The organism is Myxococcus guangdongensis (genome assembly GCF_024198255.1).
GTDB classification, from domain to species: Bacteria; Myxococcota; Myxococcia; order Myxococcales; family Myxococcaceae; genus Myxococcus; species Myxococcus guangdongensis.
The window spans coordinates 1-24813 of record NZ_JAJVKW010000008.1 but is presented as its reverse complement, the minus strand read 5'-3'; the positions used below and the strand labels follow the sequence as shown (position 1 = coordinate 24813).

The window sequence follows — 24813 nt, the reverse complement described above, 5'->3', positions numbered from 1 at the left end:
GCGTCGCTAGGGCAGCACCCACCGCACCCAGGTGACGCCGTAGACGGTGAGCAGCAGCGCGGCGAGGACGTCCAGCAGGATGCCCGTGCGCATCATCACCGGCAGGCGCACCACGCCGCTGCCGAAGACGATGGCGTTGGGTGGCGTGCCCGCGGGCAGGGCGAAGTCGCATGAGGCCGCGAAGGTGCTCACCGCCAACAAGGGCCGCGAGGCGGGCAGCACGTTCAGCATGACGTTCGTCGTGGCCGTGTTGGAGGCGATGGCCGACAGCAGGATGGTGGCGCTGGCCACCGTGCCGTACTGGACGAGCCCCGGCAGCGACTCCAGCTCCGACAGGCGCGAGGTCATCCAGGAGGCGAGCCCGCTGGCCTCGATGCCCGCCGCCAGCGCGAAGCCTCCGCCGAGCAGGAGCAGCGTGTCCCAGGGCACCCGCCGCAGCGCGGCCACCGACAGCCGGCCCAGCACCAGCAGCGTCACGGCGCCCACGATGGCCACCGTGGCCTCGTAGTGTTTGCCGCCCAGCTTGAAGCCGCCCGTGGCGCGGGCCACCAGGGGCGCGAGCGCGTCACGCAGCGGGTCTCCGAGAATCCACAGCACCGCGGCCACGAGGAAGACGACGCCCACGGTGCGCTCCCCGGGCGACATGGGGCCCAGCTGCTCGAGCTCCCGGGCGATGACGTCCCCGCCCTGGCCCGGGCCCATCTGGTCCTTCCGGGCCCACCGCCACAGCACGGCCCACGTCACGGGCAGGAAGATGAGGACGAAGGGGAGGGCGGCGACCATGTACTCGACGAAGCCCACGTCGGTGCCCAGCCGTCGCGACACCACGCCGGCGAAGACGGAGTTGGTGGGGCTGCCAATCTTGGTGCCGATGCCGCCGATGTTGGAGCCGTAGGCCACCGCGAGCATCAGCGCCGCGCCGAAGTGCTCCAGCGGGCGGCCCTCCGACGCGCGCAGCTGGGTGAGCAGCGCCATGCCGATGGGCACCATCATCACCGCGGTGGCGGTGTTGGAAATCCAGAGCGACACGGCGGCGGTGGCCGCGAGCATGCCGAACAAGAGCCGCTGGGGGCCGGTGCCCACCGCGCGCATGATGAGCAGGGCGATTCGGCGGTGCAGGCCCCACTGCTCCATGCCCGCGCCCAGCGCCATTCCGCCCATGAAGAGGAAGATGTACGGGTCCAGGAACGGCAGCACCGAGCGCCCCGCCGCCACCGCGACGCTGTCCGTGTCGAACACGCCGAGCAGCGGGAAGAGCACCACCGGGAGCACGGCCGTCCAGGCCATGGGGACGGCCTCGGTGAACCACCAGAGGGCCATCCACGCGGCCACGGCCGCCGCGGCGGCGGGGCGGTGGTCCAGACCAGGCAGGGTGTGCAGGCCGGAGGGAACCCCGTAGATGAGGGCGGCGGCCAGGGGCCCCGCGAAGCGTCCCACCCACTGTCCCCTCGTCGCGCCCCGCGCGGCCGGCTCTTCGCTCATATGGCGCGGGACCGTCGCACAGGTGGCGCCGCGGGTGGGAGGGGAAAGCCGGGCCTGCTGCCCGGGGTGCGTGGGTCGCCGGCGCCCGGCCGTGGTAGGTTGGCGTCCTCCCGCGACGCGCCATGATTCAATTCTTCCACGTCTACAAGGCGTATCCCGGCGATCCGCCGGTGCTCTCGGACATCAACCTCAGCGTGGAGAAGGGCGAGTTCGTCTTCCTCACGGGCCCCTCGGGCGCGGGCAAGACGACGCTGCTCAAGCTCATCTTCTGCGCGGAGAAGGCCACCAAGGGGCAGATTCTGGTGGGCGGCCGCAACATCGCCCGCATCCGCGAGTCCGCCGTGCCCTACCTGCGCCGCAACATCGGCGTGGTGTTCCAGGACTTCAAGCTGCTGCCGCACCGCACCGTGGAGGACAACGTGTCCTTCACGCTGGACGTGCTGGGCGTGCCCAGGGCGCAGGCGCGCGACAAGGTGCGCCGGATGCTCAAGCTGGTGGGGCTGGAGCACAAGGCGGACTCGTTCCCCCTGCGTCTGTCGGGTGGAGAGCAGCAGCGCGTGGTCATCGCGCGCGCGCTCGTCAATGACCCGACCATCCTCCTGGCGGACGAGCCCACCGGCAACCTGGACCCGGCGCTCACCGTCGAAATCATGGACCTGCTCACGCAGGTGAACATCCGCGGCACCACGGTGGTGGTGGCCACGCACGACGCCACGCTCCTGGCTCGCTACCAGAAGCGCACGGTGCGCCTGGAGCGCGGGCAGATTGTGTCCGACGAGGACGGCGTCAAGGCGGCGCGGCGGATGGTGGTATGAGCGCGCTGGCGAAGACGCGGTACTTCTGGCGCTCGGCGGCGGTGGGGCTCAAGCACTCGCCCTTCGTGCACTTCATCGCGGTGACGACCATCGCGATTGCCCTGTTCTCCGCGGGGCTGGCGCGCGGCGGCGCCCGGGTGCTCGACAACCTCCTGGCCTCCCTGGGCGGCGAGGTGGAGGTGACGGTGTACCTGGCGCCGGAACTGGGCCAGGACGAGGCGCACGGCGTGCGCGCCCGCGTGGAGGCGCTCAGCCAGGGACAGGTGACGCTGGTGCCTCCGGACGCGGCGCTGGCGCGGCTGCGCACCGAGCTGGGCGATTTGGGCGAGGCCCTGTCGGAGCTGCCCGAGAACCCGCTGCCCGCGGCGCTGGAGCTGCGCGTGCCGCCCGAGCAGCGCACGCCCGAGGCGCTCCAGGCCCTGGCGAAAGAGCTGCGTGGGCTGCCCGGCGTGTCCGGCGTGGACTACGGCGAGCAGGCCGTGGAGCGGCTGACGGCGATTGCGCGCGCGCTGAGCTTCGGGGCCATGGTGGCCTTCGTGGTGGTGCTGGGCGCCACCGTCGTCATCGTCGCGGCCACGCTCCAGCTCGCCATCTATTCGCGGCGCGAGGAGATTGAAATCCAGAAGCTGGTGGGCGCCACGGACCGCTTCGTCAAGGCGCCCTTCCTGCTGGAGGGCCTGCTGCAGGGGCTGCTCGGCGCGGGCGTGGCGCTGTTGGGACTGTGGGCCTTCGGCAAGCTGGTGGGCCCCACGCTGGGCTCGCTGTTCGCGTTCCTCCTGGGGCCGGGCGTGGCGGCGCCGTGGGTGGAGCCGCGATTGGTGCTGGAGCTGGTGGGCGCGGGCTGTGGCCTGGGCCTGGGCGGCAGCTTCGTCGCGGTGGGGCGCTTCCTGCGCGTATGAGCCGCGTCCTCGTCCTCGCTCTCGGACTGGTGCTCCTCGGTCTCCCCGCGCACGCGCAGAAGCTGGAGGAGGCGGAGCAGTCCGCCCTGCGCGAGAAGCTGGCCGCGCAGCGCGCGACGCTGGCGCTGGTGGAGTCCAAGAAGCTCACCGTGCTCGAGGGCCTGGAGCTGATGGAGGAGATGGTCGCCTTCTCGCGTCGCCGCGTGCGCGCGCTGGAGGCGGACCTGGCCCTGTTCCGCAAGCGCGTCATCCTGGCCGAGCGCGAGGAGGTGCTGCTGCGCGAGGCCCTGCGCGTCCAACTGCGCCGCCTGTCTCCCCGGCTGCGCACCCTCTACCGCGTCATGCGCCGCCGCCCGCTGGAGGTGCTGCTGTCCGCGGAGGACTTCTCCGCGCTGGTGTGGCGGGCCCGCGCGCTGGAGGCGAGCATGGCCGGAGACCTGGACCTGCTGCGCGGCGTGCAGCGCGTGGCCCACCTGCAGCGCCAGTCCACGCTGGAGCTGAAGCGGCTGCAGTCCTCGCTCGCCACGCGCGTGACGTTCCTCCAGGAGCAGGAGCGGTTGGCTCGCGCGCAGCACGAGGCGCTCGAGGAGGTGGTGGGCTCGCTCGCGGGCGAGGCGGAGCTGGCGCGCCGCGCGGTGAAGGAGCTGGAGCAGGCGGACGCGGAGCTCTCCCAGGTGGTGCGCGAGCTGAAGGAGGCGCCCGCCACGCACGGCTTCGGCGCGCTCAAGGGCAAGCTGCCCCCGCCCACGCGCGGCATCGTCGAGGTGGGCTTCGGCAAGGTCGTCAACCCGCGCTTCAACACCGTCACCGTGCAGAAGGGGCTCGACATCCGCGCCGCCTCCGGCACGCCCGTCATCGCCGTGGCCGATGGCACCGTCGTCTACGCCGGCTCGCTTCGCGGCTACGGCAACCTGCTCATCCTCGACCACGGGGACGGCTACCACACGCTCATGGCCCACCTGTCCGCCGTCGCCCCGGAGGTGGGCGCCCCCGTCGTCGCCGGAGAGCCGGTGGGCGAGGTGGGGGACACCGGCTCGCTCAAGGGCTCGTACCTCTACTTCGAGGTCCGCAAGGCAGGCCAGGCCGTCGACCCCGCACCCTGGCTGGCTCCGACGCCCTGACGCGTTGCGGCACGTTTCGGGCGGGCTTGTTATCCTGGGTGAAGGGATTTCAGCACGAGAGGAGCGGGCAGGCGCATGGACCTCATGGGCGGAATGCAGAAGGTGATGCGACGGGTGCTGGTGGCCCGGGGTGTTCAGTCCTCGACAGTCGAGGTCGGCGGACAGTCGGTGCACTTCTACTCGCTCAAGGGGCAGGGGAAGGGGCCGCCGGTGGTGCTGGTGCACGGGCTGGGCGGCTCGGCGAACGGCTTCGGCCGCACGTTCTTCGGCCTGTCGAAGCGCTTCTCGCGCGTGGTGGCGCCGGACCTGCCGGGCCATGGCTTCTCGGTGCAGTACTGCGGCGGCCAGGTGTGCGTGCGCAACCAGTTCGAGGTGCTGCGCAACTTCGTCGAGCAGGAGGTGAAGGAGCCCGCGTACGTGGTGGGCAACTCGCTGGGCGGCGCCATGTCGGTGAACCTGGCGTCCGAGTCTCCCCAGTGGGTGCGCGCGCTGGCGCTGGTGGCTTCGGCGGGCGCGGAGCTGCCGGTGGAGGAGAGCACCGCGCTGCTCAACGCCTTCAAGGTGGGCACGCCCGCGGAGGCCCGCGCCTTCACCCGGCGCCTGTTCCATCAAGCCCCGCTGCCGGCGCTGCTCTTGGCGACCGAGCTGCGGCGCTTCTATGACACGCCCACCGTGAAGGCCCTCACCGCCGAGGCGCTCGAGTCTCGGCTGAGCCTCTCTCCGGAGGCGGTGGGCAAGCTGGCCATGCCGGTGTTGTTCCTGTGGGGCGGCAGCGAGCGGCTGTTGCCTTCCCGCTCGCTGGACTGGTTCCGCTCCCACCTGCCGGCGCATGCACAGGTGAGGGTGGTGCAGGGCTTCGGCCACGTGCCTCAGATGGAGCGTCCGGACGAGCTGGTGTCGCACCTGGTGCGCTTCGCGGATGCGTCGGGCCTCTGAGGGCCGGGTATAGACTGGGACGCCCTTCGAGCTGTCTTCCGCGAAAGGACGTACCGTCGTGACGCGTCTCTCCCATCCATGGCGCGCGGCGCTGGCCGCGCTCCTCCTCGTGTCCGGGCCCTCGGCCGCACAGGAGAAGAAGGACGCGGGCGGGAGCAGACCTCCGGGCAAGGCGGAGCGGGCGGAGAAGGACGACGCCACCTATCGCCAGCTGGAGACCTTCGCGCGCGTGCTCTCCTACGTGGAGAACAACTACGTGGAGCCGCCGGACCGGGAGCGGCTGGTCTACGGCGCCATCCAGGGGATGCTCGACACGCTGGACCCGCACACCGTCTTCATGCCGCCCGACGTGTTCCGGGAGATGAAGATCGACACCTCGGGCGAGTGGGGCGGGCTGGGCATCGAAATCGCGCGCAAGAACGACCGCATCATCGTCGTGGCGCCCATCGATGACACGCCGGCGTCGCGCGCGGGGCTCAAGGCGGGCGATGAGCTGGTGGGCATCGACGGCGAGAGCACGCGGGGCATGGACGTGGGCCGCGCGATGCAGAAGATGCGCGGGCCCGCCGGTGGCCGCGTCCTGCTCACCATCCAGCGCCAGGGTTTCACCGCGCCGCGCGAAATCGCCATCATCCGGGACCACATCCGAATCATCTCCGTGGAGGGCGCGCTGTACGGCGGCATCGGCCACGTCAAGGTGAAGAACTTCCAGGAGCGCACGGACCAGTACCTGCGCAAGGAGCTGGACCGGCTGCGCGGCCTCAACGGCGGCAAGGAGCTGCGTGGGCTGGTGCTGGACCTGCGCAACAACCCCGGGGGCCTGTTGGACCAGGCGGTGGCGGTGAGCGACCGCTTCCTGCCGGGCAACCTGCCCATCGTCTCCACGCGGGGGCGCGACGGGCGCAACTCCACCGAGGAGCGCAGCAAGGACCGCGACACGGAGAAGAACTACCCCGTCGTCGTGCTGGTCAACGCGGGCAGCGCCTCCGCGTCGGAAATCGTCGCCGGCGCGCTCCAGGACCACGGCCGCGCCACGCTCATCGGCACGCCGACGTTCGGCAAGGGCAGCGTGCAGACGGTCATCGAGCTGGAGGACGGCTCCGGCCTGAAGCTGACGATTGCTCGCTATTACACACCCAAGGGCCGCAGCATCCAGGAGCGCGGCATCACCCCCGACTACGTCGTCCCGGACGAGCAGGGTGGGAAGCCCGGGCGCGAGGCGCCGCGCGAGAAGGACCTGCAGCGTCACTTCCGCGCGGAGGGCTCGGACGAGGCTTCGCCCCCGTCCTCCACGCTCAAGGGGCCTCCGGAGAACCTGGTGCCTTGGGACGTCGCCGCGCAGCTGAAGGACCCTCCGTTGAAGGTCGCGCTCGAGTACCTCCACGGGCTGTCGACCCCCGGTGGACGGCCTCCAGCGCGCGCCGAGGGTCGCTGAAGACACTGCTTCCCCCTTGCTTTTCGCCGCGACCTCCGTTTGATGGCGGGCGGACAAAGGTGAACGAGTGATGCGACCTTCGAGCAATCGCGCGATGCACGCGGCCCTCAGCGGGTGGTTGGTGGGCATGCTGGCCGTGGGCCCCGCCGCCGCGCAGTCGAGCCTCCCCCTCAGGCTGACGCCCCGAGCAGTCCCCTCCGCCTCTCCGTCCTCCGTGACGGTGGTGGCCATCCCGCTGGATGCCACGGCGCGCACGGAGGCGGCGCGGCTGGCGTACTGGGCCGAGCAGTCCGTGGCGCGCTCGGGCCGACTGGAGCTGGTGCGGCTGTCGGAAGCGCTGGATGTGCAGGGCAAGGCCGAGCGCGAGGCGAAGGCCGCCGAGGGCGCCCAGGCCATGAAGGACGGCCAGGCGGCGTACGACGAGCTGGACACGCAGAAGGCGCTCGAGCGCTTCGACGTGGCCGCCAAGGCGTTCGAGGCGGGAGACCTGTCGCGCGGCTTCGGCGACTTCGTCCGCGCCCGAGTGATGAAGGCGGCCTCGCAGGTGGCCAACGGTGAGAACGCCGCCGCGCAGCTGGAGATTCGCGCGGTGCTGGCGGTGGACCCGCGGGCGCAGTTCTCGTCCAACTTCTTCCCGCCCGACGAGATGTCCTTCGTGGACAAGGAGCGCAAGGCGGCGCTCGCCGGCTCCACCGTCGCGCTGACGGTGCGCACCGAGCCCGTGCCCGCCCAGGTGTACGTGGACGGCCAGTTCCGCGGTGTGTCCCCCGTGTCCCTCTCGGGCCTGACGGCGGCGGACCACTTCGTGACGGTGATGGCGCCGGGCTACGAGCTCGAGCAGCGCCGCGCCCGCGAGGGGGAGACGGCGCTCACGTTGACGCCCTCGGCCTCGCAGCGCGCGCTGCAGTCCATCTCCGAGCGCATCGTGCGCAAGCCCGACGGCGCCGAGCGGGACGTGGCCCTGCGCGAGCTGGGCGCGCTGGCCGGCGTGTCCCAGGTGCTGGCGCTGCTGGTCCAGGGCGGCACGGGCAGCGCGCCCGTGCAGGTGACGGGGCTGCGGCTGGACGTCACGGACGGCCACAACCTGGGCTACGCGGTGGGCTCGGTGCCCGTGGGCGAGGCCATGGCGACGGGCTCCGACACGTTCCTGTCCTCGCTGGTGGGCGCGGACACGGCGCGGCTGGCGGGCAACAAGCCGGTGACGCACTTCGCGAGCGGCGGCAGCAGCAACCGCAAGACGATGGGCTACGTGCTGATGGCCACGGGCGTCGCGCTGCTGGCGGGCGGCATCTACTTCGGCATGGAGGCCTCCTCGAAGGAGGATGACTTCCGCCGCGCGCCCCAGACGAGCCCCCGCGCCAAGGACTTCAAGGACACGGGCAAGACGTACGCGCTGGTGGCCGACATCGGCCTGGTGACGGGCCTGGTCTCCGCGGGTCTGGGCAGCTACTTCGCATTCGCCAGCGGCGGCGGCGGCTCCTCTCCCGCCCCCAAGGCGTCGGCCCCGCCGGCCCGCTCGCGCGCCACGCCCCCTCCGTCCAAGGCCGCGCCCGCGAAGAGCGAGTCGCTGGACATGCCGCCTCCGCCCAAGGGCACCAAGCCCGTGAGCGAGCCGCTCCCCATGCCTCCGCCCCCGGCGAAGACGACCCCGCCGCCGGCCAAGACGACTCCCGCGCCCGAGCCGGCTCCGGCGCCGCCGCCCCCCGCGCGCGATTCGAAGCGCTCGCGCGACGAGGACGCCGCCCAGCGCGAGGAGGAGCTCAAGAAGCGCCGCGAAGAGGTGGAGCGCCAGCGCCGTGAGCTGGATGAGCGCCGCAAGCAGGAAGAGGCCGAGGCGGAGCGTCAGGCGGAGGCCAAGCGCAAGCGCGACGAAGAGGACAAGCGCAAGCGCGAGGAAGAAGAGAAGAAGAAGAAGCGGCCGTCCATCGACGACGACGATCTCCGGAATTACTAGCCATGCGACGTCCCCTTCGTTTGCTCATCCCCATGGCGGCCCTCTGCCTGGGCCTGTCCGCGTGCAGCCTCCTGGTCGACTTCGACGAGGAGGGTCAGCCCTGCGATGACCGCAACCAGTGCCTGGAGAACTACGTCTGCAAGGACGGCAGCTGCACCGCGGACGACACCCCCCGGCCCTCGGACGGTGGCACCGACGCGGGCACGGACGCCGGCACCCCGGACTCGGGTGGCGACGCCGGCCCTGTCCCGGGCCCCGGCCCCGTGGACGCGGGCTCCGGTGACGGAGGCTTGTAGTCGCGGGCGCGAGGGGCGGTAGTTCCTACAGCCCCTTGCGTCGCGTGGCCGGGTTGCCGCGCCGCGTCCGCGCGGACACGCTCCCCCGGCCGCCCCCTCGTCCTCCCAACCCCGCGTCTCCACTCGGGAAGCGTGGCCTGGACGTCGGTGTCCCACCCTCCGGGCAGGGGTTGGCATCCGCCGTGCTCTGTCGAGAACCCACGGAGGGTTTCATCGACATGGGCAAGCGCGTCGGAGTGCTGATGGGCGGGTGGGGTGAGGAGCGGGAGATTTCGCTCAAGAGCGGGGAGGCCGTGGTGGCGGCGCTCGAGTCCCGCGGCCACCATGTCACCCGGATATTCGCGGGACCCGGGCTGGACCGCGCGCTGCGGGCCGCCGAGCTGGACGTGGCCTTCATCGCGCTGCACGGGCGCATGGGCGAGGACGGCCGCGTGCAGGGCCTGCTGGAGCTGCAGGAGCTGCCTTACACCGGCTCGGGGGTGCTGGCGTCCGCGCTGGCGATGAACAAGCCCTTCGCCAAGAAGCTCTTCCGGCTGCACAACCTCCCCACGCCCCAAGGGTACCGCGTGGGTCGCGACGACGCCGGGCGCGCCGCGGAGCTGCACGGGGACTTGGGCTTCCCGTGCGTGGTGAAGCCCGCCTGTGGTGGCTCCTCGGTGGGCTTGAGCGTGGTGCGTGAGCCCCAGGAGCTGGTGCACGCGGTGGCCCAGGCGTGCCGCTTCGGCGGCGAGGCGCTGGTGGAGCGCTTCGTGTCCGGGCGCGAGGTGACGGTGGGCATCCTCGGCGACGCGGTGCTGGGCAGCTGCGAGGTGGCCACGCCGCGCGAGGGCTTCGACTTCGAGGCCAAGTACAAGGGGGGCGCCCGCTACTTCCTGCCGCCCCGGCTGTCCGCCACGCGCGTGGCCAACGTGGAGGCGCTGGCGCTCGCCGCGTACCGCGCCCTGGGCTGCCGGGGGTACGCGCGCGTGGACCTGCTGTGCTCGGACACCGACAACGACGTGGTGCTGGAGGTCAACACGCTGCCCGGCTTCACCCCCACCAGCCTCCTGTCCAAGATTGCCGGCCACGCGGGCCTGGACTTCCCGGAGCTCGTCGAGCGCATCCTGGCGCTGGCGACCCGCGACGAGGCGGGTATCCTCGACGCGCCCGAAGTCACCCCTGTCCCCGTCGTCGACGAGCCCCGCCGCGCCGTGAGCTGAGACCCGACGCCTTCGAAGCCCCCAGGCCCCCGCCCGGCTCCCCAGGGCGTTCTTCCAGGCCCTCGTGACCCGCTCCGACGCGGTGGGTCACGATGGACCTGAACGGAACGTTCAAATTCGGGGAATAATTTGACACGTCCTTGACGCCTCCCTATTGTCCGGCGCGATCAGTCCCGGAAGGTCAAACCCTTGTCTTTTCGGGCACATACGGGGCGGGGGCTCAGCGGACCCAGGAGGCGGCGGTCGGCGTGAGGACGGGATTCCGGAGCCGCCGCGTATGGAAGGACCGCGGGCCACGGGGGCCGTGCGGGAGGGGCTGAGCGTCACCGATGACCACCGTCGAGATCATCTTCCTGGGCGTCTATTTCAGCGTCCTGTGCGTGCTGGCGGTCTACGGCTCGCACAGGTACCGGATGGCGTTCCTGTACTACCGGCACAAGTTCAAGCTGCCGACGCCCAAGGGCTCTCTGAAGGAGCTGCCTCGCGTCACCATCCAGCTGCCCATCTTCAACGAGATGTACGTCGTGGAGCGCCTGGTGGAGTCGGTGTGCCGCATCGACTACCCGCGCGACCACCTGGAGATCCAGGTCCTCGACGATTCGACGGACGAGACGTGTGGCATCGCCCGGGCGTGCGTGGAGCGTCACCGCCAGAAGGGCCATGACATCGTCTACATCCACCGCGTCAACCGCGAGGGGTTCAAGGCGGGCGCGCTGGAGAACGGCCTGAAGTCGGCCCGCGGCGAGTTCGTCGCGGTGTTCGACGCGGACTTCGTGCCCAGCCCCGACTTCCTCCTGCGCACGGTGCCGTTCTTCTCCGACGCGAAGGTGGGCATGGTGCAGGTGCGCTGGGGCCACCTCAACCGTGAGTTCTCCATCCTCACGCAGGCCCAGAGCATCTTCCTCGACGGCCACTTCATCATCGAGCACACGGCGCGAAACCGCTCCGGCTGCTTCTTCAACTTCAATGGCACCGCTGGCATCTGGCGCCGGGGCACCATCGCGGACGCGGGCGGCTGGCAGCACGACACGCTGACCGAGGACCTGGACCTGAGCTACCGCGCCCAGCTCAAGGGCTGGCAGTTCGTGTTCCTCCCGGAGGTCATCTCCCCGGCGGAGGTGCCGGTGGACATGAACGCCTTCAAGAGCCAGCAGCACCGCTGGGCCAAGGGCTCCATCCAGACGGCGAAGAAGCTGCTGCCCACCATCCTCAAGAGTGATTTGCCCCTGGTGGTGAAGCGCGAGGCGTTCTTCCACCTCACCAACAACATGGCCTATCTGTTGATGGTGCTGCTGTCGGTGCTGATGCCCATCAGCATGGTGGTGCGCTTCCAGCACGGCCTCTACGGCACGCTGTTCCTGGACCTGCCCTTCTTCGTGTCCGCCACCGCGAGCGTGTGCTTCTTCTACGTGGCCGCGCAGCGCGAGCGGGGCGTGAAGGGTTGGGAGCGGGTGAAGTACCTGCCGTTCCTGATGAGCCTGGGCATCGGCCTGGCCATCAACAACGCGAAGGCCGTGGCGGAGGCGCTGCTCAACCAGCAGTCGGGCTTCGCCCGCACGCCGAAGACCGGCGCCGAGGGCAAGAAGGTCGTCGCGGTGAAGAAGGCGTACCGCGGCAGCAAGACGCTGATGCCGGTGGTGGAGCTGCTCTTCGCGGCGTACTTCACCGGGGCGCTGTGGTTCGCCATCGACGCGCGCATCTACACGTCGCTGCCCTTCATCATCCTGTTCCAGGCGGGCTTCCTGTATGTGGGCGTCTCCAGCCTGATGCAGGGGTTCGCGGGCCGCGTGAAGCTCAGTGACGCCGCTCCCGCCGTCAACGGCGCCGAGGAGCAGGCGCGCCGCGCCGCCTGAGGTGACGCGGTCCACGCCCCGGGGGAAGTCCTTCTCTCCGGGGCGTGAATCGAAGCCCGCCGCTGGGCCTTCAGGGGCCCGCGTCTGGCGTCTCCCGCAGCAGCACCTGCTTGAGGCGCACCGGCGGAGGTCCGGTGCGGGAGGGCTGGCAGCCCTCGTCGATGGACGTGCTGGCCACCGCCCGCAGCGTGAGGCCCGCGTCGTCACACGCCACCAGCTCCGTGGGGAACGCGACGGGGCAGGGGGCGCCCGAGCCCGTGAAGCCCGTGGCGCGCGTCTCTCCGACGAAGCCGCCCGGTGTGCGCTGCAGGACGATGCTCGCCCCGCTCGAGTCGTTGGCCGGGGTGCCCGCGTCCGTGTCCGTGAGCGCGCGCACGACGGCCAGCGTCAGCGTGCCTCCGTCCTCCTCGCCCCGGTAGCGGAACGCGGGGTTCTCCTCGTGGTGGTACTCGCCCGCCTGGCTGCCTTCACAGCCGGGCGGCACGCGGATGGGCGGTGGAGGTGGGGAGCGCGTCTCCAGGGTGGGAGGCGCCTTGGCGGGGCACGCCGTGAGGCAGAGAACACTGAAGCCGAGGGCCAGCGATGGCAGGGCGCGGTGCATGGGGCGCGGATATTGGCTGAATGGACGTGCGAGCGGGACTTCGTTTGATTCCCCTTGGACGACTCTCTAACCTTCGGACCGTCATGAGCATTCGACGCCTCGTCCTCTTTTCGCTGGTGGCCGTCCTGGCGGCACCGTCCTCCGCGCTCGCTCAGGCCGACGACCTGCTCGCTCCACTCACGCCGTCGAAGTCGGCGACGAAGAAGCCGGCCAAGCCGAAGGTGGTGAAGAAGAAGAAGGCGGAGAAGGCCGCGGCGGCGAAGAAGCCACCGAAGGCCGCCACCGCCAAGGGCTCGAAGAAGAAGAACATCCCGCCGCCGGATGACAGCCTGCTGGCGCCCCTGGCCCCGGTGAAGACGGAACTCGCGGTGGCCATCGCCGGCGGCGTGCGCGGCGCGCGGCTGACGCTGGACGGTCGCGACGCGGGCGCGCTGTCGGCCGCGCCGATGACGGTGCCCGTGGCGCCCGGCGACCACCTGCTCGTGGTGCGCAAGGCCGGCTACGAGGACTACACGCGCCGGTTCACGGTGAAGGAGGGCTCGACGCAGGACGTGAAGGTCGCGCTGGTGGCCACCATGGGCTTCGCGCGCGCCATGTCCGACGTGGCCGGCACCAAGGTCCTGGTGGACGACGTCGAGCTGGGCACGGTGCCCCTGAGCGACATCCTGCTCAAGCCCGGCTCGCGTGAAATCGAGTTCCGCGCGGAGGGCTTCCGCCCCGACATCCAGCGCATCAACGTGCTGGCTGGCACCAACTACGAGCTCGTCGGCAAGATGCGCCCCCTGGTGGACACCGCGGTGGCGAGCAACACGCCGCGCGAGGACGTGCCCACCAACCCGGTGCTGGACCCGTCCACGACCTCGCAGGGCGATGACTACAACCCGGCCCTGGCCTTCAACGAGAAGTCGCCGGACGCCGAGCTGGAGGGCTCCAGCAAGCCCTGGTACGGCCGTTGGTACGTCTGGGCCGGCGTGGGCGCTGTCGTGGCCGCGGGCACCGTGGGCGCGGTGATGGCGACCAAGGACCCCGGCATCACCAAGGCGGACCCCTTGACGGCTTGCGGCGGCCCCTGCGACGTCACGCTGGGCGGTGTCCGCCAGGTGCGCGGCAACGGTGGCGCGCAGAAGCTGGCCCCGGTCGGCGGGCTGAGCTTCTAGCCTCCCGGGAGGCCGCGTTTGCTCGGGCGGGAGGCGCGGCCCCGGAGGTTTCGTGTCACTCCCCGCGCAGGTCGTCCTCGACGGCGCGGGCCTCGGGCGCGGAGAGGACCAGGTACACGTCCGACACGCGTCCCACGCCCCAGGTGTCCAGCACGGTGGTGCGCACCTTGAAGGGCTCGGACTCCGGCAGGAACTCCGTGAGGTCCACCTCTCCGGGCTCGAAGGTGAAGGCCCGACGCCCCACGTTGTCCACCTGCTCGTTGCCCAGGTGGACGCTCTCGGTGAAGCCCACCACGGCGCGGCGCTTCACGTGGCCCTTGGCGTCCGTCACCTCGAACAGCAGGAAGTTGTCCACGCTGATGCCGAGCGTGCCCTTCGCGTCGCCGTAGAGCCGAGCGCGCATGCCGTCGCGCTGGAGCACCGGTGTCTCGCCGAAGGTGACGACGCGGGGCGTGCGCTCGCCCTCGTCCGTGTCCACCTCCACGTCCTCGCGCACCTTGTCCAGGGTCTCCGTCTCCTGGGGCGGCGTGTCCGCGACCAGGCGGACGGCGCGGGGAGTCGTCGGGGCGGCGGTGGGCGCGGGGACGTTGCGCGCGCACGCCATCCACCCCAGGGTGGCGGCCAGCAGGAGCGTTCGAGAGTGCATGTCCCGCAAGGCTAGACGAGCCGTGGTGGCCCGGGTCAATTAGCATGCGCGTCATGCGCCCAGCCCTGCTCAGCCTGCTCTCGTGGTGCCTGCTCTTCGGACAGCCGGCCCGGGCGGAAATCCCTCCGGAGGTGGCGTTGAGCCTCCAGCACCTCAAGCCCGCCGAGCGCGAGCGCGCCGCGAAGGCCCTGGGCCCCCTGGAGGAGCTGCCGCGCTACCGGGTGCAGCTCGACGTGAACCCCTCGACGCGTGAAGTCACCGGGCGGGTGCAGGTGGAGGTGCTCGCGCGTGAGCAGCCCCTCAAGGAAATCTACCTGCGGCTGACGCCCAACGCCCTGGGTGGCAAGCGGGTGGTGCTGTCCGACGCGCGGATGAACACCGCGCCCATCGTCCTGGAGCAGCCGGAGCCCACGCTGTACCGCCACCGCCTCGCGGAGCCCATGCCCGTGGGCATGGCGGTGGTGCTGGACGTGGCCGTGCGCGCGGTGGTGCCCCGGGGAGAGAAGGGGGGCGGGGGAATCCTGGGTGGCATGGGTGGCGGGAAGAAGGGCCCTGGAGACCACGGCGCCTTCTCCGCCACGGAGGACTTCGTGAGCCTGGTGGGCGTGGTGCCCCAGGTGCCGCCGCTGGACGACAAGGGCCAGCCGTGGGCGGGGCCGCAGGGCATTGGAGATCTGGCGCTGTACGCGCCGGCCCATGTCCTCGCGTCCATCACCGTGCCGTCGGGGTGGGCGGTGCATGCCACGGGCGCGGCCATGGGCGAGGTGCCCGAGCGTGACGGCCGCGTGCGCTACGCCTTCGCCGCGGCCGCGGTGCGCGACTTCCCCATCCTCGTATCCAAGGGCTACGCGGTGTCCACGGCCACCGTGAACGGCGTCACGGTGGAGAGTCACTACGCCGCGCGCAACCAGGACGTGGGTGAGCGCGTGCTCAAGTACGCCACGTCCGCGCTGGCGGAGTTCGAGAAGCGGCTGGGGCCCCTGCCGTACACGCACTTGCGCGTGGTGGAGGCGCCGTTGTCCGGAGGGGCGGGCGGGATGGAGTTCCCCGGCCTCATCACCGTGGCGACGGCGCTGTACCGCGGTGTGGTGGACCCGATGGAGATGGTGGCGGGCCACGTGGACCTGGAGCAGCTGAAGGAAGTGATGGAGGCGCTGGGGCCCTTGGGCGCGGGCGCGCCGATGGCGCAGATGGGCGAGACGTTGGAGCGCACGCTGGAGTTCACCGTCGCGCACGAGGTGGCGCACCAGTACTTCGCGGGGCTGGTGGGCTCGGACCCCATCAACGCGCCCGTGGTGGACGAGTCGTTGGCGCAGTACGCGGCGCTGCTCTACATCGAGTGGAAGCACGGCAAGAAGGCCGCCGAGTCGATGCGCAAGGAAGCGCTGGTGGCGCCGTACCACATGTACCGGATGTCGGGCGGCGAGGACGCTCGGGCGGACCGGCCCACGGGCGCGTTCGACGGGGAGATGGAGTACGGCGCGCTGGTGTACGGCAAGGCGCCGCTGCTGCATCACGCGTCCCGCAAGCTGGTGGGGGACGCGGCCTTCTTCCAGGGCCTGCGCTCCTACGTGGACACGTACCGCTTCAAGTGGACGTGCAAGGAGTGCTTCACCAAGGAGCTCGCCAAGGCGAGCCCCGGCAACGCCAAGGCGCTCGAGCGGCTGCGCGTGCGTTGGTGGCAGGAGGCGCGCGGTGACGATGATTTGGGCCTGCCCAACCTGGACTCGGTGATGGACACGCTGGGGGCGGGAAGTGGCCTGGACGCGGCTGCGCTGGACGCCCAGGCCAAGGAGCTGCTCGAGCAGCTGTTGCCCTCGCTGTTGGGACAGTGAGGGCAGGGCGCTCCGGGTCGCTCAGTCGAAGAGCGCTTGCACGAACTCGCGCGGCTCGAAGCGGCGCAGGTCGGCGACCTTCTCACCCACGCCCACCCAGACGACGGGCAGCTTGAGCTCGTCGCAGATGCCGATGATGACGCCGCCCTTGGCGGTGCCGTCGAGCTTCGTCAGGGCGATGGCGGTGACACCCACGGCCTCGTGGAACTGCTTGGCCTGTTGGATGGCGTTCTGACCGTTGGTGGAGTCGAGCACCAGCAGCACCTCGTGCGGCGTGCCGGGCATGGCCTTGTCCATGACGCGCTTGACCTTCTTGAGCTCCTCCATGAGCGGCGCCTTGGTGTGGAGCCGGCCCGCCGTGTCGGCGATGACGACGTCGGCGCCCTCGGCCTGGGCCTTCTTGATGGCGTCGAAGATGACGGAGCCCGGGTCTCCGCCCTCGGTGCCCTTCACGAGCTGCGCCTTGGCGCGCTCGGCCCACACGTCGAGCTGCTCGGTGGCCGCCGCGCGGAACGTGTCGCCCGCGGCCAGCACCACCTTCTTGCCCTCGCCCGTGAGCTTCGCGGCCAGCTTGCCGATGGTCGTCGTCTTCCCCGCGCCGTTGACGCCCACCACCATGACGACGTGAGGGGGACCTCCGCCCTCCAGCGAGCGGGGCACGGGCAGGTCGACGATGCGCGCCACCTCCGTGCGGATGAGGTCCTTGATGCGCTCGGAGTCCTTCAGTTCGCTGCGCTTGAGCTTCTCGCGCGCCACGTCCACCAGCGTGCTGGCGGTGCGCACGCCGATGTCCGCGGTGAAGAGAATCTCCTCCAGCTCCGCCAGCACGGACTCGTCCACCTGGCGCTGCGAGCCGAACAGCCCGTTGAGGCGGGCCATGAAGCCCTGGCTCTTCGTCTTGTCCAGGCCCTGGGCCAGCGTGCGGCCGGCCTCCGCGTCCACCTTGGCGCGCGCGGCGGCCTCCTCGGCGCGGCGGGCCTCCTCGACGGCGGCGGCCTCGCGGGCGCGCTCCTCCTCCAACAGGCGCTGGCCCTCGGCCTGCTCGCGCTTGCGCCGCTCGCGAGCCTCGTCGTCCGCGGCCTTCTTCGCGCGGTACTCGACGCGCTTCTCCTCCTCCTCGCGCTCCTTGAGGGCGCGGGCCTGCTCCTCCAGCCGGGCGCGCTCGGCGGCGTCCGTGGTGGTCCGGGCGGCGCGGGTGAGCTCTTCGCGCTGACGGGCCAGCTCCTGGGCGCGGACGTGGGCCTCGTCCACCTCGCGCAGCCGGGCGGCCTCCTTCTCCGAGGGCGGCAGCTCGACGCGCAGCTCCGGCCGCTCGGCGGGCAGCGCGGGCTTGTCCTGCGGGATGGGGATGCCGGGCTTCTTGCCGGGCTCGGGCGCGCGCTTCTTGAAGAAGAGCTTGCGGGCCGCCAGCACCATCAGCAGGGCGAAGAGGGCGGCTCCGCTGATGCCCACCACGTCGCCCGTGGTGAGGCCGTCCGAGGGGGGCACGCCCGTCCCGGGCTGGGTGGTTTCCCCGCCCGGGGTGGGGGCGGGGGAGGGGGCGGGCGGCACCTGCGCGGTCAGGGCGTCGAGGGCATTGGGGGTCTTCATGGGCGCGGCTCCGCATACACCAACACGCCGGTGGATGCAGCGCCCCCGGCCGAGTAGAAACAGCGGGCCATGCGCCTCAATCTCCCCACTGTCGTGCTCCCGTCGGTTCTCCTGCTGGCCAGCGCCTGCATCGTCGAGGCTCCCGGCGGCGCCAGCGCCGAGCAGCGCAAGGCCGCCACCGTGACGCAGATTCCAGCGCTCTCCGTGCGCAACGGCGCCAACCTCGGGGGCAAGGTGGAGCTGGTGGCGGCCACCGTGCAACCCGGGCGGCTGACGCCCGGCGAGCGCGCCCAGGTCACCCTCTACTTCAAGGTGCTCGAGGCGATGGACGAGGACTACCTCATCTTCGTCCACGTCGAGGACGCGGGTGGCCGCATGGAGCGGATGAACCTGGACCACAAGCCGGCCAACGGCTTGTTGCCCACGTCCCAGTGGAAGCCGGGCGAGACGGTGAAGGACGAGTTCTCCATCTACCTGCCCGCGGACGCGAACCCGAAGGCGCTCAACATCTGGCTGGGGCTGTGGGACCCCCGCACGGACGCGCGCCTGACGCTGACCAACCCGGACGCGGTGCGCAACGACGGGAAGAACCGCCTGCTGGTCGCGCAAGTGCCCGTGGCGCGCTGAGGCGGCGGGGAAAAAGCGTCGGAGTGGGCCGTAAGCCGGGTTCTGTTCCCGCCCCTTTCGGGACGGGCGATGAACATTCATCTAGGGCCCTGGTTGCCCAGGGGCCTCATCAGCGAGCAACCCGAACGCATGGGGCGGGCAACCCCTGTCCCCCGGACAGCGGGGACGCGCTCCTATTGGCTCTTGCTCCAGGTGGGGTTTACCGAGCCGTCCGAGTCACCCCGGACGCGGTGCGCTCTTACCGCACCGTTTCACCCTTACCCGCCCCTTGCGGGAACGGGCGGTCTGTTTTCTGTGGCACTTTCCTGCGAGTCGCCTCGACTGGCCGTTAGCCAGCACCCTGCCCTATGGAGCCCGGACTTTCCTCCCGCCACCCATGAATGCAGTGGCCGGCGTTCATCTGGACCACTCCGACTCCTGCCCCTTACAACAGGCCCGGGAGGGCGGTCCACTCCAGGGGCCGAGGGTCAGCTCCATGGGGGCTCCCTGGGAGGGAAGCGGGCGTGCTCCTCACGCGCCCACTGTGCCATGGCCTTCGGGTCCACCTCCTCGAGAGGGAACTCAACCCAGGCGTTGCTGAATGCGCCTTGGCCACGTGGGTGTGCCCATGGGGGCCGTGACTCGGCATCGAAGTGGACGCGAAGCCGCCGCTTCCCCTCTTTCTCCGGCACGAGGGAGAAGGAGAGGTTGGGCTCGAGGAAGAAATAGGCGGGCCGAGGGCCCCGCATGTCGACACTGCCCATGGCCTCGAACCAGCGTGCGAGTGAGAGCAGTTCCCCTGTCTCGAGGCTGGGGTCGACCTTGGTCCAGGGGGCCTGTCCTGGCACCTGGACCGTGAAGCGGATGAGCAGCCAGTTCAGGCTGTCGACGGTTCCAGCCGGGTACTGGTACCCGACGATGTCCAGTCGAAGCGAGTGGCCGTGGGAGCTCCGCAGCTCGAGCACCATCCCAAGAGTCTACATCCGCTCGTCGATGGCCCGGTTGCTCATGACGTCCGCTTCCGCGTTCTTCGCGCGCGGGATGTGGTGCAGCTTCACGCGGGCGAAGCCCGACAGGAGCTTCTTCGCCTCGTCGAACAGCGGCCGCAGCGTGGCGCTCTTCACCTGGTACTGACCGCCCAGCTGCCGGATGAGCAGCTCGCTGTCCGCGAAGACGTCCACCTCGCGCGCGCCCAGCACCTTCGCGTGCTTCAGGCCCAACAACAGGCCCATGTACTCGGCGTGGTTGTTCGTCTGCGTTCCGAGGAAGCGGCCCAGCCGGGCGACCACCTGTCCCTCGGCGTCCGTCACCACCGCGCCCGCGCCGGCGGGCCCGGGGTTGCCCCTGGCGGCGCCGTCTGAATAGACGCGCACGTGGGGCAATGGCTCGGAGGGCGGGGTAGGGGCCACGGCCTCGGCGGCGGGCGCCCGCGCCACCACGTCCCCGAGCGGCGGGGACGGGTCCAGGCGGGTGGCGGCCTCGTCGATGAGCTGACCCAGGTGCTCCCGCGTGAGGCCGCGGAAGGCTCGCACCGTCGACGAGAGCGGCTCCTCGCGCGCGATGTGGCGGAGGATGTCGACCAACGACGGCGCGGGCATCCGTGCGGCCTACTTCGCCGCCGCGGGCGTTTCCTGGAGCGCTTCCACCGCGTAGATGATGCGGTTGCAGGACGGGCAGATGTCCGTGCCGAGCGAGGTGCGCAGGTTGTTGTACAGCTGCGGGGGCACGTTCATGTTGCAGCCCTGGCAGGTGCCAGCCACCACGCCGACCAGCGCGGGCAGCTTCTTCTTGCGCACCACCTCGTAGCGCCGCAGCAGCGTGGCGTCCACGCCCTCCGAGACACCCGCGCGACGGCCCTCGAGCGCCTTCACCTGCGCCTCGGACTCGCCCAGCTTGCCGCGCAGCTCACCCATCCTCGCGGACAGGCCCTGCTGCTTCGTGGCGAACTCCGCCTCCTTGCCCTTGAGCGCCTCGCGAGCCTGGCCGAGCTGCTTCGTCAGCTCCACCTGCTCCTCGGCCATCGTCAGATTGGCCTTCTTGGCGATGTCGATTTCACGGGCCAGGGCGGAGTACTCGCGGGTGGAGCGCTGTTCTGCCAGGCGCGCCTCCCACTTCTTCACCTTGTCCTTCTCGTCCGTGATGTTCTGCTCGACCTGGGTCTTCTGCCGCTCCATGTCGGCGACCCGTGCGCGCTCGGCCTCGATGGCGCTGCGAGCCACACCCAGCTCCCGCTCCAACTCGGCAATCTGACGGGGGTGGATGTCCGCGGCCTTCCGGAGCGATGCGACCTCCAGGTCCACATTCTGAAGCTCCGCCAGCGCCTTCAATTTCTCCCGCAAAGTTGCTGCCTCCCACAGGGCCGCACCGTGTACGGCCGCGCGCTCTTGTACCAACAAGGATGATGGGGGTCCAACGCCCAAATCGACCCAGAGTCATCCCCCGGGCGCTCGGGGCACCATCCACCATTTGAAAGAGCTTCACGCACCCGTTAGACGGGAACACGTGCTCCGCGCCACCTTTCTTCGCTCGCTGCCCCTGTTCGCGCTCGCCTTCGCCTGCCGCGAGTCGTCCGCGCCCCCGTCTCCACCCGCGGCCCCTCAGGCGCAGGCCCCCGTCTCCGCCCGTCCCGCCGCCGACGTGAAGTGGGGCGTCATCGAGGGACGCGTCCGGCTCACCGGTACCCCGCCGCCCCCCACCTCGTCTCCCACCATTGGCACCGTGGTGTCGGTGTGTGGCGAGCAGACGGAGGACCGCTCCCTCGTCGTGGGGAGCGAGGGGGCGCTGGCCTACACGGTGGTGGCCCTGAAGTCGGCGAGCGCGTTGCCCGCACCGGCCCAGCCGCCCGCGGAGCCCGTGCTGGACCAGAAGAAGTGCCTCTATGATCCACCGGTCCTCGCCGCCCGCGCCGGCTCGCAACTGTCGCTGCGCAACTCGGACCCGCTGGTCCACAACGTGCGCGCCTCCTCCAGCACCAAGCGCTCCTTCTTCAACGTGGCCATGCCCTTGGAGGGGATGACCACGCGCAAGCCGCTGCCCGAGGAGCCGGGCGTCGTCCCCATCCGCTGCGACATCCACCCGTGGATGCGGGCCGTGGTGAGGACGTTCGACCATCTGTATTTCGCCACCACCTCCCAGGACGGGCGCTTCCGGCTGGAAGTCCCCGAGGGCTCCCACACCCTCGTCTTCTGGCACGAGCGGCTGCCCCAGGCAGAGAAGACGGTGAATGTCCGCGCCGGCGAGAGCGTCCAGGTGGAGCAGGACTGGGCCGTCACGGACCTCCAGCAGTAGCCCGCACCGGCCGTTTCCAGCTTTCTTGGCGAAAGGGCGGAAGGTTTTCGCCCCTGCACGTACTAGGAGGTGCGGCGTGTGCGTCCGGATTTCAGTTCCGCTGCGACGGGAAAATTGCTACACTGCTGATGGGTTTCAACACGAGAGGGGGGCATGACGATGCAGCCCAAGAAGCGGACCACACTGACGAGCCCGATGCAGACCGTGGAGGCGCCCCGCAAGGAGCCGCGTCCGGTAGGGATGCAGGAGATGGGACCCGGCCTCTACGAGCAGATCCGCCGCGCGCTCACGGAGCTGGCGCTGGCATCGGGGACCTGAACGGAAGCACGTCGGTCGTGAAGCAGGCCCGGGACGCGCCCCGCGAAGGGCGCACCGGGTACACGCAATCCGCCTCGTGAGGACATCCGAGGCTCGCAGGCCTCCTGGCGCTCGCCAGGAAGCCCGCACACCCCTGAATCAGGCGTCGTCGTCCTCAGACTCGGCGGTCGCGCTCTCGTCGTCGTCGAACGAGTCGAGGTCTTCCTCCTCCTCCTCGCTCGCGGCGGCTGGCTCCTCGGGCTCGGGCTCGATGACCTTGGGGGCTGCGGCCAGACGGCCACGGCGTCCCTCGGGCTGAGGCTTGAGTGCAGGGCTTTCCCGTTGGTCCGCGCCACACTTCGGGCACAGCGGGTCAGGCTTCTTCATGTCGTAGAACTTCGTCTGACACTTGAAGCAGATGAACTTTGAACCGAGGTCCTTCGCCGGCATTCGCCACCTTCTGAAATAGGCGAGAGAAGACAGGGGCAGAGGCGGGCTCCATAGTTGGGCCGCACGGCGGAGTCAACCGATTGGTTTGCGCGGGAGATTTCTAGCGGTAGCATCCGGGACCTCGTTTTCCCCCCGCGAGCCGGACGCTCCCCTTGAACTTCACCTGCGACAATTGCCAGAAGCGGTACTCCATTGCGGACGAAAAAGTCCGCGGCAAGACGGTCAAGGTCCGTTGCAAGAACTGCCAGAACGTCATCACCGTCGAAGGACCCGCCGAAGAAGAGAGCACCCGCGTGGTGTCGCTCGCGGACGTGGAGCGGCTCAGAGCGCAAGAGCGCTCCTTGGCCGACCCATCCGTCAGCGTCCCCGCGCCGGCGGCCTCCGCGCCGCCCGTGGCCAAGGCGCCGCCCGCGGCGCTCCAGACGCCCTGGGACGATGAGCCCACGAGGGCCGCGCCGCTGCGCGCCACGGGCTCGCCCTGGTTCGTGATGGTGAAGAACAAGCAGGAGGGCCCGTTGGACGAGGGCGCCCTGCGTGAGCTCATCGCCACGGGCACCATCAGCGGCCGGAGCTTCTTCTGGCAGCAGGGCATGGCGGACTGGAAGCGCGGCGCGGACGTGCCGGAGCTCGCCGGCCTGTTCGTTCCCCCTCCCGCACCGGAGCCGCCCCCGCCGCCCCCTGCGCCGCCCCCCGTGGCGGAGCCGCCCGTGCGCGCCACGGCGAAGGCCGCGCCGGCTCGTCGTGAGCCGGAGCCCCAGCATCCGGTGTTCTCCGAGCCGGAGCCGCAGTTCCCGCAGGAGCCGGAGCCGCAGGCCTTCCAGCAGCCCGAGCCCGAGGAGCCGCAGTCGGCGCGTCAGTGGGTGCCGGAGGAGGACCCGGACACGACGTACTTCGGTGAGCCGGACCCTCGAAACCAGCCGCAGCCCGCGGGTCGTCGGGGCGCCGCGCCGGCCGCGACCGCCGCGCCGCTCAACGAGCTGTTCTCCGACCTGGACCTCCCCGAGAAGGGTGGGGAGCAGGACGATGCGGGCGGCAATCCGTACGACGACTCGCAGGGCGAGGAAGGGGGCGAGGAGACCCAGGCGCCCGCGAAGCGTGATCCTCGCGAGAACACGCGACAGGTGGCCAAGAAGGCGGGCGTGACGCGGCGCAACTCGCCGATGAAGTACGTCGCCGTCGTCCTGCTGGTGCTCCTGCTGCCGCTGGTCGTCGCCTACGTGTTGTCGGAGGCGCTCGGGGTGATGCCGCTGCGGGTCACCACGGTGGACGCGCAGGGACAGGCGGTGGAGCAGTCCGTCTTCACCGGCGCGGGCGTGGGTGCGCTGCGCGACAAGTTGTTGGGCAATACGCCTCCGCCGCCGGTCGCTCCGGTTCCAAAGGCGCCGCCTCAGGGCGCGCCGGTCCCCACCGAGCCCAAGGCGGCGGAGCCGAAGGCCGAGCCCACGCCGGGCGCGGAAGGGGCGGCGGCTCCGACGCAGGAGCAGGTGAAGGCGGTCTACAACGACGCGGAGAAGAAGGACGTGGCGCCGGAGGTTCGCGAGGGCGCGGAGGTCGCGGCGGCGGACTCGGAGGATGTCGGGGGGCCTTCGGACGAAGAGGTGGAGCGCGTGGTGGAGCAGGCGCAGACCTCGTTCCGCGACTGCGTGGAGCAGGAGCTCAAGCGCAACCCGGCCTACAAGGGCGGCAAGGCGACGCTCACGGCCACGGTGGGTACGTCCGGCGCGGTGAAGGAGGCGAAGTTCGACCGCAAGGAGCTCAACGGCAACGCGAACGCGGTGGGTTCGTGCATCCGTGAGCGTGCCCGGCGCATGAGCTTCTCCAGCTTCTCCGGCGAGGACATCGAGCTGGAGATTCCGCTGGTCCTCTCCGGTCGGTAGCACGTCTGTCTCGGCCCAGGTGGCCTCCTCAGCTCGGAGGAGGCCACGGGCTTCGAGCCGCGGACGGTGAACTGGAGCGCTGGCTCCCGCTGCGTGGCTTCCTCGTGCGTTGCGCGGTGCTCATCGGGCCATCTATGTGCACCGTCGGCGGCGCTGGGCTCGTGCATCGTCCTTCAACCGGTGACGCTGCACCTGACGGGTCGCACCTCTCTGGCTTGCTTCCTCGTCATGGTGGCGTCCATTGAAGGTGCCTTGGTCGTCAGTCGACGTGGCTCGCGCACCCGCATACGCTGCTGCCCCGGAGCCCTCGCCCGTCGAGGAGGGACGCCACCGCTACGCGCTCTCACACGTCGAGGAGTGACGTGGCGAACCTGGCGGGCCCTTCCTCTCCTTGCGGTCTCTTCGTCGACGAAGGGCGCACACGTGAAGCCTGAGCCATCGTGTCGAGGAGTGACGTGGCGAACCTGGCGGGCCCT

At 70.6% G+C, this 24813-nt stretch carries 23 protein-coding genes and 1 other RNA gene; 15 read left to right on the top strand and 9 right to left on the bottom strand.

Annotated elements, in window-relative coordinates; all coding sequences use genetic code 11:
• Window positions 1-6 precede the first annotated feature (6 nt).
• Window positions 7-1437 (bottom strand): SLC13 family permease, encoded by a 1431-nt coding sequence (locus LXT21_RS24065; protein WP_254040524.1) that lies wholly within the window; start codon window positions 1435-1437, stop codon window positions 7-9.
• 167 nt (window positions 1438-1604) lie between these two features.
• Between LXT21_RS24065 and ftsE the strand changes: the two genes are divergently transcribed.
• From ftsE to LXT21_RS24020, 9 genes are all read left to right on the top strand, one after another.
• Window positions 1605-2297, top strand: coding sequence for a cell division ATP-binding protein FtsE (gene ftsE / locus LXT21_RS24060; RefSeq protein ID WP_141323758.1), 693 nt, complete (start codon window positions 1605-1607; stop codon window positions 2295-2297).
• The gene (locus LXT21_RS24055; RefSeq protein WP_254040523.1) at window positions 2294-3196 is read left to right on the top strand and encodes a cell division protein FtsX; all 903 of its coding nucleotides are present in this window, start codon (window positions 2294-2296) and stop codon (window positions 3194-3196) included. The genes ftsE and LXT21_RS24055 overlap by 4 nt, the downstream gene beginning before the upstream one ends.
• Window positions 3193-4317 (top strand): murein hydrolase activator EnvC family protein, encoded by a 1125-nt coding sequence (locus LXT21_RS24050; RefSeq protein ID WP_254040522.1) that lies wholly within the window; start codon window positions 3193-3195, stop codon window positions 4315-4317. Before LXT21_RS24055 ends, LXT21_RS24050 begins: the two co-directional genes overlap by 4 nt.
• A 75-nt stretch (window positions 4318-4392) precedes the next feature.
• Window positions 4393-5253: an alpha/beta fold hydrolase gene (locus tag LXT21_RS24045; protein WP_254040521.1), complete on the top strand. Its 861-nt coding sequence runs from the start codon at window positions 4393-4395 to the stop codon at window positions 5251-5253.
• A 58-nt stretch (window positions 5254-5311) separates the two neighbouring features.
• Window positions 5312-6688, top strand: coding sequence for a S41 family peptidase (locus tag LXT21_RS24040; RefSeq protein ID WP_254040520.1), 1377 nt, complete (start codon window positions 5312-5314; stop codon window positions 6686-6688).
• A gap of 70 nt (window positions 6689-6758) precedes the next feature.
• The gene (locus LXT21_RS24035) at window positions 6759-8642 is read left to right on the top strand and encodes a PEGA domain-containing protein (RefSeq protein ID WP_254040519.1); all 1884 of its coding nucleotides are present in this window, start codon (window positions 6759-6761) and stop codon (window positions 8640-8642) included.
• Between the two features lie 2 nt (window positions 8643-8644).
• Window positions 8645-8938, top strand: coding sequence for a hypothetical protein (locus tag LXT21_RS24030; protein WP_254040518.1), 294 nt, complete (start codon window positions 8645-8647; stop codon window positions 8936-8938).
• 218 nt (window positions 8939-9156) lie between these two features.
• Complete coding sequence (locus LXT21_RS24025; RefSeq protein WP_254040517.1) at window positions 9157-10137, top strand: D-alanine--D-alanine ligase; 981 nt, start codon at window positions 9157-9159, stop codon at window positions 10135-10137.
• A gap of 329 nt (window positions 10138-10466) precedes the next feature.
• Window positions 10467-11990: a cellulose synthase family protein gene (locus tag LXT21_RS24020; protein WP_254040516.1), complete on the top strand. Its 1524-nt coding sequence runs from the start codon at window positions 10467-10469 to the stop codon at window positions 11988-11990.
• Window positions 11991-12060: 70 nt separating this feature from the next.
• On the opposite strand, the gene LXT21_RS24015 is transcribed toward LXT21_RS24020, so the two are convergent.
• Window positions 12061-12591 carry a hypothetical protein gene (locus LXT21_RS24015; protein WP_254040515.1) on the bottom strand — a complete coding sequence of 177 codons (531 nt, stop codon included), beginning with the start codon at window positions 12589-12591 and terminating at the stop codon, window positions 12061-12063.
• An 83-nt stretch (window positions 12592-12674) separates the two neighbouring features.
• Here LXT21_RS24015 and LXT21_RS24010 point away from each other — a divergent pair, with 83 nt between their 5' ends.
• The gene (locus tag LXT21_RS24010; RefSeq protein ID WP_254040514.1) at window positions 12675-13748 is read left to right on the top strand and encodes a PEGA domain-containing protein; all 1074 of its coding nucleotides are present in this window, start codon (window positions 12675-12677) and stop codon (window positions 13746-13748) included.
• A gap of 55 nt (window positions 13749-13803) precedes the next feature.
• On the opposite strand, the gene LXT21_RS24005 is transcribed toward LXT21_RS24010, so the two are convergent.
• Window positions 13804-14394, bottom strand: coding sequence for a hypothetical protein (locus LXT21_RS24005; RefSeq protein WP_254040513.1), 591 nt, complete (start codon window positions 14392-14394; stop codon window positions 13804-13806).
• Between the two features lie 53 nt (window positions 14395-14447).
• On the opposite strand from LXT21_RS24005, the gene LXT21_RS24000 reads away from it, so the two are divergent.
• Window positions 14448-16229 (top strand): M1 family aminopeptidase, encoded by a 1782-nt coding sequence (locus LXT21_RS24000; protein WP_254040512.1) that lies wholly within the window; start codon window positions 14448-14450, stop codon window positions 16227-16229.
• A 21-nt stretch (window positions 16230-16250) separates the two neighbouring features.
• Here LXT21_RS24000 and ftsY read toward each other — a convergent pair whose 3' ends face one another.
• Window positions 16251-17819 carry a signal recognition particle-docking protein FtsY gene (ftsY, locus tag LXT21_RS23995; RefSeq protein WP_254040511.1) on the bottom strand — a complete coding sequence of 523 codons (1569 nt, stop codon included), beginning with the start codon at window positions 17817-17819 and terminating at the stop codon, window positions 16251-16253.
• Between the two features lie 69 nt (window positions 17820-17888).
• On the opposite strand from ftsY, the gene LXT21_RS23990 reads away from it, so the two are divergent.
• Window positions 17889-18446, top strand: a complete 558-nt coding sequence (locus tag LXT21_RS23990) for a hypothetical protein (RefSeq protein ID WP_254040510.1) — start codon at window positions 17889-17891, stop codon at window positions 18444-18446.
• A 16-nt stretch (window positions 18447-18462) separates the two neighbouring features.
• On the opposite strand, the gene rnpB is transcribed toward LXT21_RS23990, so the two are convergent.
• The 4 genes from rnpB to LXT21_RS23970 all read right to left on the bottom strand — a co-directional run bounded on the left by rnpB (window position 18463) and on the right by LXT21_RS23970 (window position 20764).
• An RNA gene (gene rnpB / locus LXT21_RS23985) (RNase P RNA component class A) lies at window positions 18463-18858 on the bottom strand.
• 55 nt (window positions 18859-18913) lie between these two features.
• Entirely contained in the window at window positions 18914-19393 is a 480-nt protein-coding gene (locus LXT21_RS23980) for a WapI family immunity protein (protein ID WP_254040509.1), read from the bottom strand.
• Between the two features lie 9 nt (window positions 19394-19402).
• A complete protein-coding gene (locus LXT21_RS23975) occupies window positions 19403-20023 on the bottom strand; it encodes a ribonuclease HI family protein (protein ID WP_254040508.1) in 621 nt (206 codons plus the stop codon).
• A 9-nt stretch (window positions 20024-20032) separates the two neighbouring features.
• Window positions 20033-20764, bottom strand: coding sequence for a zinc ribbon domain-containing protein (locus tag LXT21_RS23970; protein WP_254040507.1), 732 nt, complete (start codon window positions 20762-20764; stop codon window positions 20033-20035).
• 163 nt (window positions 20765-20927) lie between these two features.
• On the opposite strand from LXT21_RS23970, the gene LXT21_RS23965 reads away from it, so the two are divergent.
• The gene (locus LXT21_RS23965; RefSeq protein ID WP_254040506.1) at window positions 20928-21713 is read left to right on the top strand and encodes a cupredoxin domain-containing protein; all 786 of its coding nucleotides are present in this window, start codon (window positions 20928-20930) and stop codon (window positions 21711-21713) included.
• Window positions 21714-21866: 153 nt separating this feature from the next.
• Window positions 21867-22031, top strand: a complete 165-nt coding sequence (locus LXT21_RS23960; RefSeq protein WP_254040505.1) for a hypothetical protein — start codon at window positions 21867-21869, stop codon at window positions 22029-22031.
• Between the two features lie 138 nt (window positions 22032-22169).
• Here the strand turns inward: LXT21_RS23960 and LXT21_RS23955 are convergent, their stop codons facing one another.
• Entirely contained in the window at window positions 22170-22460 is a 291-nt protein-coding gene (locus LXT21_RS23955; RefSeq protein WP_254040504.1) for a TIGR02300 family protein, read from the bottom strand.
• A gap of 152 nt (window positions 22461-22612) precedes the next feature.
• On the opposite strand from LXT21_RS23955, the gene LXT21_RS23950 reads away from it, so the two are divergent.
• The gene (locus LXT21_RS23950) at window positions 22613-24337 is read left to right on the top strand and encodes an AgmX/PglI C-terminal domain-containing protein (protein ID WP_254040503.1); all 1725 of its coding nucleotides are present in this window, start codon (window positions 22613-22615) and stop codon (window positions 24335-24337) included.
• Window positions 24338-24813: the final 476 nt, after the last annotated feature.